This window comes from Bradyrhizobium sp. AZCC 1588 (assembly GCF_036924735.1).
Classification (GTDB): Bacteria; Pseudomonadota; Alphaproteobacteria; order Rhizobiales; family Xanthobacteraceae; genus Bradyrhizobium.
The window spans coordinates 5,950,708-5,966,100 of sequence record NZ_JAZHSC010000001.1; the positions used below are offsets into that span (position 1 = coordinate 5,950,708).

The following is a 15,393-nucleotide window of genomic DNA, read 5'->3' on the forward strand; positions in this document are numbered from 1 at the left end:
AGCCATGGCCGATCTTTCCGTCATCGATCGTTTCACCGAGACCTTCTCGCGCTACATCGACTCAGGATTTGGTCTTCTGTCCGGCGAAATTTCGTTCCTGAGTTCAACGTTGATCGGCATCGACCTGACGCTTGCCGGACTTGCCTGGAGCTTCCGCCCCGATGACCATATCCTGGTCACGCTTGCCAAAAAGGTCCTCTATATCGGCGCCTTCGCGTTCATTATCGGTAACTTCAAGAGCCTCGCCGATATTGTCTTTGCATCCTTCTCAAGCATCGGACTGAAGGCATCAGGCGGCTCGCTGAGCGCGGCTGACCTGATGCGGCCGGGTTTTGTCGCATCCGCCGGATTTACGGCTGCGCATCCGCTTCTGGAAGAGACCAGTCAGTTCTCCGGCTTCGACGTCCTGACCAACATGCCGACCATTCTGATCCTGCTGTTCTGCTGGATTGTGATTGTGCTCGCCTTCTTCGTACTCTCGGTGCAGCTGTTCGTCACGCTGATCGAGTTCAAGCTGACGACGCTCGCGAGTTTCATTCTGATACCGTTCGCGTTGTGGGGAAAGACCGCGTTTCTGGCGGAAAAGACGCTCGGCAATGTGGTCGCATCCGGCGTGAAGGTGATGGTGCTTTCGATCATCATCGGCATCGGATCGACCATTTTCGGTCAACTTGCAGGCACCCTGACGAAGCCTATCGACATTGCTTCGGCCATGAGCTTGCTGCTTGCAGCTCTTTCGCTTTTTGGCCTTGGCATCTTCGGTCCGAGCATTGCCGCGGGATTGGTCTCGGGTGCGCCCCAGCTCGGCGCCGGCGCAGCCGCGGGAACGATGGCGGGTGCTGCGGCCATCGCGATCGGAGGCGGAGCGGCGGCCGTAGGTGGTCTGCGTGCCGCAGCGGGTGGTTCGATGGCTGCGGTCCGCTCTGCGGCATCGCTAGCGGGGGCATCCTCAACTGGCAGTACGTCATCCCAGGCCCTTGCGGCGGGTCAAGTTTCGAATGCCGCTAGTGACGCCACGCGCACCGCAACCTCCTCAGGGACGCTCCGTGCATACGCATCGCCAGGACGAGGACACGCGAAGGAGGCGGCGCAGATTGCCGTCCATACCCTGAAGGAGGGCGACAAGGGCGGTCACTCTTCGGGTCCGAAACTGGGGGAGGAATGAGATATGGCAACGCACCCCTTTCAACGTCCGTCGGTTCGATACGGCGAGACACCTGAGCCGGTGACCCCCTATCAGAAAGCAGCCCAGGTCTGGGACGAGCGATTGGGCTCCGCGCGCGTACAGGCCAGCAACTGGCGATTAGCGGCGTTGGCGGCGATCGGCCTGTCTGGCGTGCTTGGATTGACGATCTTCACGCAGATCGCCCGCTCAGGCGTCGTACCCTACGTGGTCGAGGTCGATCGCCTCGGTGAGGTCCGTGCAGTCGGACCGGCGATGGAAGTCTATAAGCCGTCAGATGCGCAGATCGCGCATTTTCTCGCACGATTTATCGAGAACGTCCGCTCGCTCTCGATTGACCCGGTCATTGTCCGGGCGAATTGGCTTCGCGCCTACGATTTCGCGACCGACCGCGGTGCACAGGCTTTGAACGACTATGCGCGGGAGACGGACCCGTTCACAAAAATAGGGTCCAAGACGGTGACTGCTGAAGTCACCTCCGTGGTGCGAGCTTCCGGCGACAGCTTCGAGATCCGCTGGAAGGAGAATGCCTACGAGAACGGCTCGATCGCAAAGACGGAGCGCTTCACCGGCCTTGTCACCACGGTTCTCAAGCCGCCCAAGGATGCCGAGACGCTGCGCAAGAATCCTCTAGGCCTCTACGTCCATTCGCTCAATTGGTCGCGCGACCTCATCGGAGACATCAAATGAATGCAACTGCCCCCACCAAGCTCGCGTCGGCCAGCGTCCTTACCCTGTCCCTCATGCTCTGCGGGTGCGCGACCAAGCTCAACCTTGAAGCGCCCTACGATGAAATGACGTTTGAGCAAGCTCTTCCCGAAACCAATCCGCCGAAGGAGGTGGCCATCGTTGAAACGCCCAAGGTCTTGCCGCTGCCCGGCCAGCTAAAGCCCCATCCGAGGAAGGGCGCCAAGGAGGAAAAACTGCCGCCTGAGCAAGCGATCGCGAAGGCCAACAAGGCTGCGCGGATGGAGCCGACGCGCGCCGGATACGTTAATGCAATCCAGGTGTATCCTTGGACGCAAGGCGCACTGTACCGACTCTATGCGAGTCCCGAGAAGGTCTCAACTATCGCGCTTCAGCCGGGCGAGGAACTGATCGACGTCTCAACCGGCGACACCGTTCGCTGGGTGGTGGGCGATACCATGAGCGGGCAGGGCGGCGCCCGGCGGGTTCACATCCTGATCAAACCGACGCTTCCGGATATCCAGACCAACCTTGTGGTCCTGACCGACCGACGGGCCTATCACCTTGAACTCGTCTCGACCAAACAGACCTATATGGCGTCCATCTCTTGGACGTATCCGACAGATACGTTGGTTGCCCTTCACAAGCAGAACGCGGCCGCTCAGCAAAACGAGGAGCGGATTGCAGATCGCGGTGTGCGGCTCGACAGCCTGAATTTCCGTTATCGCATCGAGGGTGACGACCCGCCATGGCGGCCATTGCGGGCCTTCGACGACGGCCGCAAAGTTTACATCCAGATGCCATCCGGTCTGTCACAGGGTGAAGCGCCGCCCTTGTTTGTCGCAGGAGCGGATGGCCGCGCGAATCTCGTCAATTATCGAGTCCGTGGCTCCTACTACATCGTCGACCGGATGTTCGGTGCCGCCGAGCTCCGCCTTGGAGAAAATCCACAACGCATCGTCCGGATCATTCGTATCGATGCCCGTCCGGTATCGCAGGCCTTCAGCACCGGGAGCGCTTCATGACGAACGGGCTGGATCAGGATCCACCAGAACCACTTGAACTGCGGGCGCGGCCGCGGCCAATTCGGCGCCTCAATAGACGCGCTCTCATGATGGGCTGCGCGGTCGTCGCACTGCTCATTGCCGGTGCGATGATCATGGCGCTCCGTCCGCCGGGCGCGTTCAAGTCTGCTGAGCGGGCAGAACTCTACAACACCGATCGGAAGCAAACGGCCGAAGGCTTGAACAAGCTGCCGAAGTCCTATGAAGACCTTGCGCCATCGACGCCGCGGCTTGGACCGCCGTCGCCAGGGGACATAGGCCGGGCCTTTGCCGAAACCGAAAAGAAGGCCGGCGTGACATCGGAAGGCGGCTTTCACGCCAATCCAGAGGAGGATGCCGAAAGAGCCGAGCGGATCCGCCAGGCGCGTATTGCCCAACAGGCAAAGGAGTCGGGTTTATTCTTCCGGCTGTCGGAGAAACACGACAACCGTAAGCAGGCGAGCACGATTGATGTGCCGACCAACTCTCCTTCTGCGTTTCGGCCTCAAGCCCCTGATACAGGACCGTCTGCTGCCGAATTAGCTCGAACCGCCCAGGCGATGATCGACAGATCCAGCGAGATCATTCCCCCGTCGCAGGCTCGAAAGCTCGCGTTCGCGGGAGCAAGAACCGACACGGAGACCACCAACCCGCATGCGCTGAAACCAGCACCATCGACCTATGCCGTGATGGCCGGGTCGATCATTCCAGCTAGCCTCGTCACGGGGCTGAACTCAGATCTGCCCGGCGCCACGATCGGCCAAGTCACCGAAAACGTCTATGACACAGTGACCGGCGAGCATCTCCTGATCCCGCAGGGAACGCGGCTCGTTGGTAAGTACGATAGCGTCGTTGCCTTCGGCCAGAAGCGGGCCCTGGTTGTGTGGAAACGGCTCATCCTCCCGAACGGAAACTCGATTGTGATCGAAAACCTTCCGGCTACGGACGTCGCCGGTTACGCCGGGCTTGAGGATGAGGTGGATTTCCACACCTGGCAGATGCTCAAGGGCATAGCTCTGGCGACGCTGATCGGAGTGGGGACCCAACTGTCGATCGGCAACGACGAGAGCGATCTCGTCAAGGCGCTACGCCAAAGCACTCAGCAAACGACCAATCGGGCAGGGCAGCGCCTAGTGGAGCGACAGCTCGACGTGCAGCCGACAATTACAGTGCGGCCGGGTTGGCCGCTACGGGTGATTGTTTCAAAGGATTTGGTTCTGAAGCCATACCGAGACGTTCAATCGGTAGCTAACGGCCGGTGGTGACATGAAACTTGCGAAATTGCCCGACCGGATGCCGGTTAAGATAAGTGTCGTGTTGGCTCCGAGCCTTGCAAAACGGCTGCGCGAGTACGCTGATTTCTATGCGGAGACTTACGGCAGCAAGGAGGAGGTCGGGGAGCTGATACCGTTCATGCTCGAGGCATTTCTCGAGGCCGATCCGGATTTCAGGAGGAACAGTAGGTTAGGAGGGCGCAGGCCGAAAGCTTCCCCGTCCTGAAAGCGCGCGGGCGGTTCAATTCGTCGCCTCCTCAAGCTGCGCGATCGATCGCTGCACTGCTCGGACCGACTTTTCGAGTCTCTCAAGAAGTCTTCGCAAATCGAATACCGTCGCCTCCTCCAAGTGAAGATTATTGCTGGTCAAGAATGTTTCGACCAGCTCGTCGACATGGATCACTTTTTTTGAAGAGGCCGACCCGCCGCCAGTTGCGGCTGATGCAACCTGTCCGTCGCTTGAAAACGCGATTTCCACCGAAACGCGATCGAGAACGGCACGTTCGACCAACTCGGACGGAATCTCGACTGAGGCCACAACTTGCCCGGTCAATACGTCTCGATAGCCCACATTCGTAATTCTTTGGCCACTTTCGACAAAGGGACCAAGACGCGGCTCTACCGGATCTGGCGACATAAATCTCTCTATTTTCCAGCCACGCGAATCTATCCATTTTATGACTCATAGTCTATGGGCTGATGATGCAGTTTCTTCTGCTTTCCCTGCATGCGCTTGCAGGACCGAGTCGGCCTAAACATTCAGGAATTGCGCCGAGCAAAAAAACTCAGCCAGGAGGAGCTGGCTGATATGTGCAAGCTCCATCAGACGTATCTAAGTGGCGTCGAAACCGGCAAGCGAAATCCTTCTCTTTTGGTGCTTGAGCGGATAGCCAATGCTTTGAGTGTCGACGCTGAGGAACTGTTTCGTCGCCGACGGCGGCGGGCTAGCGGAGCCGCTGACTCTTAATCAGCGGGTCCCAGGTTCGAGCCCTGGTGCGCCCACCAAGCCTTTCAAGTACTTAGCCGCATTCACCGTTTGAGAAGCGCCGACTAAAACGGTTTTTCAAACGGTTTTTTTGGCGGCCGGCGGGCCATCTATTCGCGACAATGTGATCGACAGGGTTGGGCCACAACGGGGCTCGAACAGCGGCTTCTTGCTTACGTCTGCCATTACATAAGTGCGAGGTGGGGTCGGCCAGCCCGGCAATAGAGCTAGAGGGCGACCAGCTCAGCGAGCTTGGATGCAACGTCTGCCATCGGCTCTTCTGCGGTGCTCAGGCCGCTTCGCGAGGCGAGCAGAGGGCTAACTTCGCGGAGAGCTTCATACGTCGTCTGGTGCACAACGGGAACGAGACGCTCACCAGCGAGGAGTGCCGAAAGTTCTTTGTCGGCGATGCCTTCTGTTGGGAGACGCCGCAGCAGCGCAGGGGTCACCAGCACGATCCCAATCCGCGAGTTCGCCAAGCCCTTGTCGATGGCGCGGAGCAACGGCACGCCGAGGCCAACGTCCTTCTCGCTGAACCAGACTTTGACACCACGTGATTCGAGCAGGTCGTGTAGTTCCTTGGCGGCCCCCTGCCGGTCGTCCCACGCATGGCAAAGAAAGACGTCCCAAAGGTCCAGGGACGCTTGCTTCTCGACGTTCTCGCGGACCGGAGTGAGCGCCCGCACCTCGGCAGGCGTGTACGTCACGGACGAGCCCGCTCGCGACCATCTCGCCCTGACGCGGCCGCCGGACCCGCCGCCGCTGCTCCCGCTGCTGCCGCTGGTCCACGACGAGGAGTAGGACGGGGCCGAGTACGACCGGTAGCTGCTGTAGCCGCCGAAGCGACCAGAGCGGCCACGGCATGCAGGGCAGTTCGCTGCAGCGCTCGCTGAGCGATGGCCTTCTACTGGCGCTGTGCATCTAGCCATTTTCCACCATTCCCCATAATTCGGTTGATAGGTTCACGACCTAGGTCGCGAGAGCATCAGGCCCTTCAGCCTTCATTCTTGCGAGTGCGCGGTTTGGCGGCCGCAGGCGGCGGCTTCCGAAGTTCTGCCGATTCCGTGCTTAGCAGCAGCTGGCGCGCGTAGGTGCGGGACGCCTCTTCGAGGGCCGACCGGGTTGAGAAGGTCGCCAGATAGGCTGCGTGCAGGAAGGCGATCACAAAAACGGGCAGCAGATCAAGCGGGCCTTGTTGCACCCACAAATAAACGGCGCTGCCGACGACGATCAGGATGTTCAGGATCAAGGCCGGCCACTTGAGCGCAAACAGATTGCGCCGGTAGCCATAGGTGATGTTTTCATTGAACAGGATGTCGAACTTCTTCTTGTTGCGCGTGTGCTCGCGCAGCCAATTGCCGGCGCGCGTGTAAAAGCCGTCCGCGGCTTCAGGGTCGGCCGCCTCCTGTTCCGCGGTTGGTGCCGCCTCAGCCAGCTTTTCTGCCAGGAATGCATGCATCCGGGCTTTGGTCGGCGCGTCAAACGTCGGGTCACGGTGCCGCAGCATGGTGATGCTTGGCAGACCGCCCATCCGCGCAATCAGGCGAGGTTCGATCGCCTTGCCCCTGCGCCTGGCGATATCGGCGAATACCATCAGCAGCACGGCTAAGGCTGTGCCGGCGATGGCCTGCACCAACCGGACTTCCTTGCCGGCGATGACGGTCCAAGCGAGTGCAATAGCCGGAGCCGCCGCGATGACGGCCGGGAAGAGACGTGCGTAAAGGGTGTACTTGTCGAACTTGGGCAGGACCTTAGTCATTGTCTTCGACATCCGGGCTAAACGGAATGACGTCGGCATCCTGCATGCCAGCGCGCCTATCGTACTCGTGGACGAAATTGATCCAGCCGCCATGAGTGGCGTAGACCTTGTAGCCGCGACGCGTGAACGCATTAGCGACCTGCTTCCGGGGGTAAATGTCGGCGTTTTTTCCCACCGAGGCGATGGCGTGTCCCTGATTCTCGGCGGGATAACGGCCAAGCCAGCGGTTGAGCACTGTCGGCGTCACGTTGCGGCGGCTACCGTGGTGCGGGATCTGCACCAGCGTCGGCTGGATCAGTAGGCTGATCTGCTCGGCGTAGTCAGCCGCTTCGGCAAGGCCTTCGGGACCGACGTCCGCGGTCAAGAGCACCCGCTTGTTGCCAAAGGAGGCCCACTGCACCACCGAAGTCTCGTTGGAGGCTGACGTTGCCGGCGGATTATCGTCGAGTGTCTCGAAATCCAGGCGCTCCAACACCTTCTGAGCGACGTCCGATGCCACTTTCACCAAAGAGCCGAAGATGCCTTTGGACGCGCTGGCGTAAGAGGGCGGGGTCTTGTCCAGATCGGGAATGAGCTTGATGTAGCGCTCGCGGCTCGGCGCGAGCACCGTGAACGGGCCAATCTTCGCACCCTGCAGCGGAGTCCTGATAGTGATGCCGCGCTTCGCCGCGATTTTTTCCATCTCGACGAGATACGGATGCATCTCACGCATCTTCTTGATCAGCCCCTCGCGCGTGTAGGCACCGTGGAAGCTGTCAATAACGTCATCAACATAGTCCCAGGGTCTGTTCATCCACAGGTCGAAGAACGTGAAATCTTCGCATTCGAGCACCTTGATGAGGCCCGTAGCGTGGTCGTTGTCGGCGTGTGACAACACCACATTGGCGATCTTCGCCTTTGCGGCGTAGTGCTTCTTGATATGGGCAACGATTTCGTCGCCGGTGTCGGTGAAGCCGCCATCAATCAGGTTAAGGGAGAAATTCCCGTCTTTGGTGTCGCCGTATTTGATGATGATGGCGTCGCCGTTGCTGTCTCCAGCGCGGAGGAAATCAATCTCATAAGGCATTGCAGACTCCTGCGTTCGGCCACCCTATGGAGTGGTCGTTGTTCCGATTCCTAAGACGAGAAAAACTCGGGCGAGTATCCCGGTGGGATCCATGACCGCTTCCCCCGTGATTACTTTTTGTTCGGACGCTGGGTCAGGGTCGAGCCCGCCGCCGTCTTTGCGGCTTTGCTGCTCCTGGGGCTCCGGAGGATCCGGGAAGCGGCGCTGGCCGCCTTTTTGCTGGTGACTTCCTGATTCGACCCGCGCTTTGCCATTGTGTTTCCTCATGTTTTGCGCCGGTCTCTATTGACGAGAAACCTGCTGATGAGGATACTAACTACACTAGAATAGTTTGAATGTCCATATAGTTTTGATCTGTATCGGACGGAGTGAACTTGATGGCAGAAGGCGCGGCGGAATTAAGATGGGGGGTGGAACGGCGGCTCGAATTCATAGAGTTCCGGCTGTTCTGGGAGGGCGGGGTCAATCGCTCGGACATCATTGAGATGTTCGACGTCTCTGTTCCGCAGGCCTCCAAGGATCTGACGTTGTACCAGGAGCGCGCGCCTCAAAACGCGATCTACGACAAAAGCGCGAAGCGATACATCGCGAGCCCGCAATTCGCGCCGATTTTCCTCAAGCCAGATCCAGACAATTATCTGTCGCGCCTGCGCGCAATCGCTGAGGGGCTTATAGAACCTGGCCAATCCTGGATCGCCAATCCACCGCAGATGGATATTGCTCTGACTCCGCGACGAGAGGTCGATCCTATCGTGCTGCGAGCAGTCATCGATGCGATACGTGAGAACCGCTCTATTGAAATTTACTACCAGTCAATGAACCCTGAACGCGCTAATGCGATATGGCGCCGAATGACGCCGCATGCATTTGGCTATGACGGATTTCGTTGGCACGCGCGGGCATTTTGCCACCTCGACAAGAAGTTCAAGGATTTCCTGTTGCCGCGCATACTTGAAGCGAGGGATCCTAGCGAACCCGGTGGTTCCGCTACTGTCGACCACTTATGGCGAGATGCCTTCGCTGTGGAAATTGGACCGCATCCGGCGCTGACGACCAGCCAACAAGCTGTCGTTGCGAAGGATTACGGAATGAGAAATGGGCGCGCGACATTAGAGGTGCGATACGCAATGCTATTTTACGTCTTGAAGCGACTTGGATTGCTAGGCGACGCAGGCAAGTCAAATCCCAAGACACAGCATATCGTTGTGCTCAACCGCGAAGCGACGGAAGCTGCACTAGAGCGGGCTGAACTTCAACTTTGATGGGCTGGAGCTCTGCAGGATAGTGGCAGAGACAGCGGTTGGGTTCTTACTCTGAGCCGCCTCGGCTTAAATCAGCACCGGTGGCGTTCCGTGACTCCGCATTTGCGGTTCGTTCCATCGGCTTTAGGATGGAATGTCGCAGGAAAACTACGGGTTGATTAGGCCCGTTTCCAGCCGATGGTATAAGTTGGAAGTACGTCCCTAAGTTGCTAGAGAGCGAGATGGGCTAGGGGGCAACGGAATGGATTTTGACAAAACAAGCGTCGACGACGTATTGAAACCCACTATTCAAGTTCCGATTCTGGCAACCCCTACCTGGGTCGCGACTAATATCGGAAACATCCAGCCTTCCGACATCCGGCACATTTCGGAAAAGTGCCGTAAGCTCATTGCCGATTGGCCCCAGGGGAAGCTCGACCACGCTGGGTTCGTCGAGCAGGTGCACCGCGCGTTGGGTATTCCGAGCGGAATTCGCCTTCTCAATACAGCTCAGAGAAAGAGAAAACTATTTGAGCCGATTTTTGAAAGAGCCATCGAGGTCTTGCGTCAGGCTGGCCGCCTCAGAGAGTTCAAGGCGCGGGCTTCGCGGCCAGCCGTTCAGAACGACGAAGTTACTGCCTTCATCGCTGAGATACTAATCGCAAAGGAGCAAGTGGAGCTGCTCAAGGATTTTACCTTGGCCTCAGTGCTGCGGGGTCGATTGAGCGCTGATGCAATTACGTGGAACGACGATACCGAGGTCTGGCTTGATCTGATGAGGTTCGCGCGTGAATATCAGAGGAAGTGGCCGGCAAAGTCTGTTTGTGAGACAGGTGAAGGCGATGACGCGCTTGAAACCGGTGTCGACGCGGCGCAGCAAGCTGACATGGCGGAAATATGCACCATCGAGGACGTCGAATTCTCCTGGTTTCAAGAGCTAGCATGGTTCGCAAGCTTAACGGGCGCGGAGAAGCCCGATCTTGTGTTCGCGACTGACCTTGTAGAGCGGGCAAACGCGCTTCTGGCACGCGCAAAGCAACACAGCGAGCTCAACGTTAGCGCGGCGCTTAAGGTTGAACTTTCGTTCAAGGCCCTTCTCGCGGTGGTTCCGGACGCCGACGTTGCGGAAGGCGCCTTTGACAAGGCGCAGCTGAGCTCATGGTTTGGGCTGGCGAACGAGCGCAGGTTCTCTGACGAGCAAGCAACTGAAATCGCCTCGATTGCGGCCAAGCTCGGCGCGCTGGCGGACGAATGGAAGCAACAGCGGGCGGTCTATGATGCAGCTGTACGCGAGTACCTGGCTGCTGCCGTAACGCGGCGTGCCGAACTAGATGGTCCGATGCGCAGTGGTCAAAGCCGCTTGGTCCAAGTTGCGAATGGCAGTGCGGCGCTCACCGAACGGCTCGGTGCGATTGTGGTTTCCCAAGGCGAGCCGGTTTCGTCTTTCTCGACTGAAGCGGAGACGGTTCCTGTCGAGGCTCCAGAAGATGAACCGTCGGAGGCTCAGCCGCTCAAATCGGAGCCAGACGAACCTTCTACGATGGAAGACGTCGAAGAGCAGCCTGGTATGGCAGCCCTGGTGGACCCGACAGAGCCCCCGCCGTCTGATGCGACCCCTGAACTAGTCCTGCAAGGTTGGAACGCCCTCAATGAGCTCAGTGCGCGAGGACGTCACGCGCTGGCAAGCCAACTAGCCGAAGCGCTAAAGGAATTGTATCCGAGCTCCGTCGAGGATGCCGATCTGGATGTCTACAAGCTTCTTGCGCTCACGACTGCGGCGCAAGAAGTTGTCGACGTGCCACCAGAACCGGTAATGAGCTGCTGCATGGCCCTTGCGGCTCACACGCTGGACATCCACTGGCACGCTGGTTCAAGGGAGCGGGCTACGCTCCTGTATCTACTGTCGGGCTTGCTTTTTCCGGCGTTGTTTATGCCAGCGTCAACGGCACGAAACGCCGTCAAGCGACATATTCGAGGAAAGTTTGGGTCTGCCGCGCCGCTGCACAGGCTCGTAGAGCACTTGTCGGAAGCAGATCGATTTAGCGCAATGTTGGTCCCCGAGAGCCTATCCAAGGCTGACCAGCAAGAGTTCTGGAGAAAACGCCTGGCGACGCTACAAGAAACAGCCGCCGACTGGAAGAATAATGAAGAGATCTATCACGGCTTCGGCAATTTCAGGCCGGCTGAAATTGCGTGGACCGCTATCATGGACTCGAACCGAGGCTTCATCGGGAAGGTTATGCGGGCCTTCGCGGGGACGGGCGAGCGGGCCGCTGAACAGCTTAGGCTCGCAATCGGAATTCTTCGCCAGAACAACATTGACGATCTTATCGAACAGAGCGGAGCGCCTAAGGTTGCTCACCGGCTAGAGGGGCGCGCCCGAAGCAACCTTCTACACAATCTATCTGCGTCTACTGCTTTTCTGGAAAGGTGCCTGCGACATCTGCAAAGGGCGCCGGCCAAATCGGGTGGAAGTGTTAGCTCCGGAGTGGATGGTTTCACTGGGATGCTTCGGGAGCACCTGCTTCAGGCTCAGAGCTTTCTGAAGCTGCACAACGCCGAGACGAACGTCGAGCGAGCCGCCTTGCGCGTTGCTCGGAGTGCGATCGATCGACTCGTGGGGATGTTCGATGAGTACAATCCGCCAGCATTGGACGTGCCGCTGGACAGGTGGCTTGGACGGGAACTGCTCCTGATTCCAAGCCTTCGTTTCTCAGGCGGCTGGGATCCCGATCCGAATGACAAGCAGGCGCTGATAGAGGGCGCTATCAAATTAGCGGAGCACGAGCCGGAGCCGTTGCTCGAGCAGTTCGATCGAGCCTTTCAGGAACATATGGTTGCGGGGGCTCATATTCCGACAGGACGAATCATCAACGAGCTCGAGACGCTCGGTATGTCCAAGGCCGAACTGACCCTCAAGCATACGCGACGCGATGAGGATGTGCGTGATCTGCGCGGAGAGTTGGGCGGGCTGCAAGCAACGGCCCGGGATCACATCAATATGGCCATCGCGCTCAATGTCATCAATGACGTGGAAAAAAGAGCGCTCGAAACCCGAGTTCGCGGAATTCGAGTGGATCGATTGCCAATTATGGACATGAAATCCGACGACATTCTCGAGCAACAAAAGGGGCGCGGCAGCATCGCGGCGGACTTTCCCGCCGCAAGGGACACTCTTGTGGGGGTGGAGCAGCAATTAGACGAGAAGTTCGAAACCGTACGCGCCCAACTCAAAGAGAGTGTTGAGAAGTTGGCGTCCGAGGGGCTTGCAAAGCCGGTCGCCATCGACAGGATCAACAAGCTTCTCGAAGCCAAGGACATCATTACCGCAAACGAATATCTGCGGCTGCTGCGCGATGGGGAGGATCTTCCCAGAGAGTCGCGCGCAAATGCCCCTCTATTCGACTACATGAATGACTTCCTGCCAAACCTAGAGCGCGAGTTTAGCTCAAACCGACAGAAGATCATCGATATCGCCTTGGCGGTCTTGAAGCGGGAAGCCGATCCAATTCCGGGCCTATTCGAACTTGGCTCTATGACGGCTGCCCAACGTGAAGACGCGGCCCGAATGCTCGAAGCCTGGCGCGACATTCGTACGTCAAACGATATCGCATCTGCAATCGAGCGATTGTTCGTGGGCGGCTTGAGCTTCGATGTCAAACAAGTAGACGACCTGAAGGGGGCAGGTAGATCATTCCGCTACTACCTTTCCTCCTCTCGCCTATTAGTGCCAGATGGGTTCCTCGCTCCCCTATTTGGATCTGAAGCTGACGGCAATTATCTCGTCGAAGTGCTCAGGGGGCAGCTCAAGACGATCGAGCTGTTCCAGCACATGCAGGGCGACGCCGCCAAGCAGCGCGCCACATTCCATCTTTATACGAGCATTCTTGGTTATGCCGATCGAGTGGAGCTCGCGCATCGTGCGCATAATCATGGTTACCAGAGCATCGCTGTCGACGACGCATTGATTGCCTATCTCGCCTTCATTCAAGGCGACAGGTTGGCGGCATTTTTCAATATTTCCAGCGCGTTCATTCGCTACAATCCGTACAACGAAATCACGCCACTGCCTCCCGAGATGTTCTACGGACGTGCGGAACAAAGACGTGAGATACTTGCTCGCCGAGGAGGAAGTCTGGTGTTCGGCGGCCGGCGTTTGGGCAAGTCGTCACTATTGCGCGACGTCGAACGGAAAGAGCACAAGCCACACGAAGATGTCTTCGTGAAGTGCATCGATATCAATGATATCGGGCAGACGAATGAATATGCTTCGCGATTTTGGCAAAGGCTGGCTTCCGAGCTTCGTGAGGCCGGGGTCAGCGTTCAGCCTGGCAGTATTTCGGATGATGACGTTGTCGACGATATTCGGAAGTTCTTGTCGGGAAAGAGCTCGCGACAAATCATTCTAATGCTCGATGAGACCGATGTTTTTCTTCTGGCGGAAGAAGAAAACAAATACCGCAATGTCGTGCGGCTAAGACAGCTTCTCGAAGGGACGGAAGGTCGCTTCAAGGTGGTCATGGCCGGTCTTCATAATGTCCAACGGACCGCGACCACCCCCAATCAAAGCCTCGGTCATTTGGGAACGCCGATATGTATCGGACCGTTCGTGGACAAGGACAGAAACGAAGGTCTTAGGCTCGTAACCGAACCGTTGGCGGCATTAGGTTTTGAGTTTCAATCCTCTACTCTGCCGCTTCGAATTCTTTCGCAGACGAATTACTATCCGGCATTGGTCCAGCTCTATTGCCGCGAATTGCTGAATCACCTGTTGAAGACCAACAAGCAAGATCGCGGAGGTCCCCCTTTCGTCATCGTTAGCGAGGATTTGGAAGCTGCCTATAAGAATCAGACGCTTAGCGAAGAGATAAACAAGCGCTTCCGGCTGAGCCTGGATCTCGACGACAGGTACAAGCTGATTACGCTGGTAATAACGAATGCTGCGATAGAGCAGACCGGATTCGGTGCCGTCGCTCCTCCCATGAAGCCGGATGAGGTTGGACGGCTTTGTTTAGGATGGGCGCCAAAGCTTTTTGAGAATCGGACGCCCGGAGCGTTTCTCGCGCTTCTTGAAGAGCTCGTCGGGCTCGGCGTACTGTCACAGCAGGGTAGGGAAGGTTTCGTGCTGAGATCGCCCAACCTGGTCACAATGCTTGGTTCCAAGGATTCGATCAGCGAAGAATTGTTGCAGTTTGAGAGTCGAGAGCCGCTTAGCCGCGATCGGAGTACGCAGCGGCGCATGCTCGATGCTACCCGCGGAGTGCCGTCGCCTCTGACACCGGCCCAGGAGTACCGCCTTATGGAGGCGGACTCTTCTCGTATCTCGATTGTTCTTGCGAGTTCGGCAACCGGACTAGACAATATGGAGCGAGCACTCCGGTCGATCCGGCCCGATAACTCGGTCGAAGTCATGCGTGTGCGAAACGTCGACGAGTTGCTGCGGAAGGCCGCAGGCCGGGGGCGTTCTTCACTCGCCGAAACTCGCGTCGCTCTCGTTCCGAACACACTTGCTTGGGACATGTCGTGGGTTCGGCGCGCAAACGCTTCTGCTGACGAACTTCGCGAACGAAACGTGAGGATTGTCTTTGTCGGTGCCGCGTCTCAGGCGCGGATTTTGGCCGAGCAACCCAACCTGAGCGACGAAGTCGGTCTCGAATCGGTGGAGCTTTGGTCCGAGAGCACGTTCCGCTCATATCTTTTGGAACGAGAGCGGCGCGATTGCGATATTCCAGGGCTTCGCACTCAGGTGCTTGAGGCGGCCGGCTATTCCGGCGAGGGAGTGTACCGCCTGGTGAACTCGCTCCAGGAGCGGGGCGAAAATGTCGATATCGCGGCAGCTGATGTTAAGAAGGAGCTCGGTCGCCGGCCGGGACTCCTAAGCAACTTTGGCGTCTCGCCAGATCTAGAGCCGATTTTCGTTTCAATAGCGGGGTGGTCGCCGATCAACGAAGGCGATCTAAAAGTAATTGTTGACGAAGATTTCGCGGGACAAGCACCCATGTCCCTCGATGGCTTAGTTCGTTACGGCGTTTGGATGGGATCGCTCTTCCAAGTAGGGTCGAAAATTTTCGTCAATCCGCTCGTTAGGGACCATCTGAGCTACCATGCAGACTGAGCTGGGGCGAATATGGTGGGCCCTTCCAGGCCCACATAGT

12 protein-coding genes are annotated in these 15,393 nt (G+C 58.0%); 8 read left to right on the top strand and 4 right to left on the bottom strand.

What is annotated here, in order from left to right; all coding sequences use genetic code 11:
- Positions 1–4: 4 nt before the first annotated feature.
- Genes trbL through V1277_RS27610 form a run of 5 tightly spaced genes read left to right on the top strand, consistent with a single transcriptional unit; the run spans position 5 to position 4,413 of the window.
- Positions 5–1,165, top strand: a complete 1,161-nt coding sequence (trbL, locus tag V1277_RS27590) for a P-type conjugative transfer protein TrbL (RefSeq protein ID WP_334419022.1) — start codon at positions 5–7, stop codon at positions 1,163–1,165.
- Between the two features lie 3 nt (positions 1,166–1,168).
- Positions 1,169–1,873: a conjugal transfer protein TrbF gene (gene trbF, locus V1277_RS27595; RefSeq protein WP_334419023.1), complete on the top strand. Its 705-nt coding sequence runs from the start codon at positions 1,169–1,171 to the stop codon at positions 1,871–1,873.
- A complete protein-coding gene (gene trbG, locus V1277_RS27600; RefSeq protein ID WP_334419024.1) occupies positions 1,870–2,895 on the top strand; it encodes a P-type conjugative transfer protein TrbG in 1,026 nt (341 codons plus the stop codon). The genes trbF and trbG overlap by 4 nt, the downstream gene beginning before the upstream one ends.
- Positions 2,892–4,178: a TrbI/VirB10 family protein gene (locus tag V1277_RS27605; RefSeq protein WP_334419025.1), complete on the top strand. Its 1,287-nt coding sequence runs from the start codon at positions 2,892–2,894 to the stop codon at positions 4,176–4,178. The genes trbG and V1277_RS27605 overlap by 4 nt, the downstream gene beginning before the upstream one ends.
- A 1-nt stretch (position 4,179) precedes the next feature.
- Positions 4,180–4,413: a DUF2274 domain-containing protein gene (locus V1277_RS27610; protein ID WP_334419026.1), complete on the top strand. Its 234-nt coding sequence runs from the start codon at positions 4,180–4,182 to the stop codon at positions 4,411–4,413.
- Between the two features lie 15 nt (positions 4,414–4,428).
- Here V1277_RS27610 and V1277_RS27615 read toward each other — a convergent pair whose 3' ends face one another.
- Positions 4,429–4,824, bottom strand: coding sequence for a hypothetical protein (locus V1277_RS27615; RefSeq protein ID WP_334419027.1), 396 nt, complete (start codon positions 4,822–4,824; stop codon positions 4,429–4,431).
- A 90-nt stretch (positions 4,825–4,914) separates the two neighbouring features.
- Here V1277_RS27615 and V1277_RS27620 point away from each other — a divergent pair, with 90 nt between their 5' ends.
- Positions 4,915–5,154 (top strand): helix-turn-helix domain-containing protein, encoded by a 240-nt coding sequence (locus V1277_RS27620; RefSeq protein WP_334419028.1) that lies wholly within the window; start codon positions 4,915–4,917, stop codon positions 5,152–5,154.
- A 245-nt stretch (positions 5,155–5,399) separates the two neighbouring features.
- Here the strand turns inward: V1277_RS27620 and V1277_RS27625 are convergent, their stop codons facing one another.
- The 3 genes from V1277_RS27625 to V1277_RS27635 all read right to left on the bottom strand — a co-directional run bounded on the left by V1277_RS27625 (position 5,400) and on the right by V1277_RS27635 (position 7,997).
- On the bottom strand, positions 5,400–5,879 hold the full coding sequence (locus tag V1277_RS27625; RefSeq protein ID WP_334419029.1) for a toll/interleukin-1 receptor domain-containing protein: 480 nt from the start codon (positions 5,877–5,879) through the stop codon (positions 5,400–5,402).
- 287 nt (positions 5,880–6,166) lie between these two features.
- Entirely contained in the window at positions 6,167–6,931 is a 765-nt protein-coding gene (locus V1277_RS27630) for a hypothetical protein (RefSeq protein WP_334419030.1), read from the bottom strand.
- Positions 6,924–7,997, bottom strand: coding sequence for a ComEC/Rec2 family competence protein (locus tag V1277_RS27635; RefSeq protein WP_334419031.1), 1,074 nt, complete (start codon positions 7,995–7,997; stop codon positions 6,924–6,926). Before V1277_RS27635 ends, V1277_RS27630 begins: the two co-directional genes overlap by 8 nt.
- A gap of 377 nt (positions 7,998–8,374) precedes the next feature.
- Between V1277_RS27635 and V1277_RS27640 the strand changes: the two genes are divergently transcribed.
- Both V1277_RS27640 and V1277_RS27645 read left to right on the top strand, forming a co-directional pair.
- Complete coding sequence (locus V1277_RS27640; protein WP_334419032.1) at positions 8,375–9,259, top strand: WYL domain-containing protein; 885 nt, start codon at positions 8,375–8,377, stop codon at positions 9,257–9,259.
- A gap of 241 nt (positions 9,260–9,500) precedes the next feature.
- Entirely contained in the window at positions 9,501–15,353 is a 5,853-nt protein-coding gene (locus V1277_RS27645) for a hypothetical protein (protein WP_334419033.1), read from the top strand.
- The last annotated feature ends 40 nt before the right edge of the window (positions 15,354–15,393 follow it).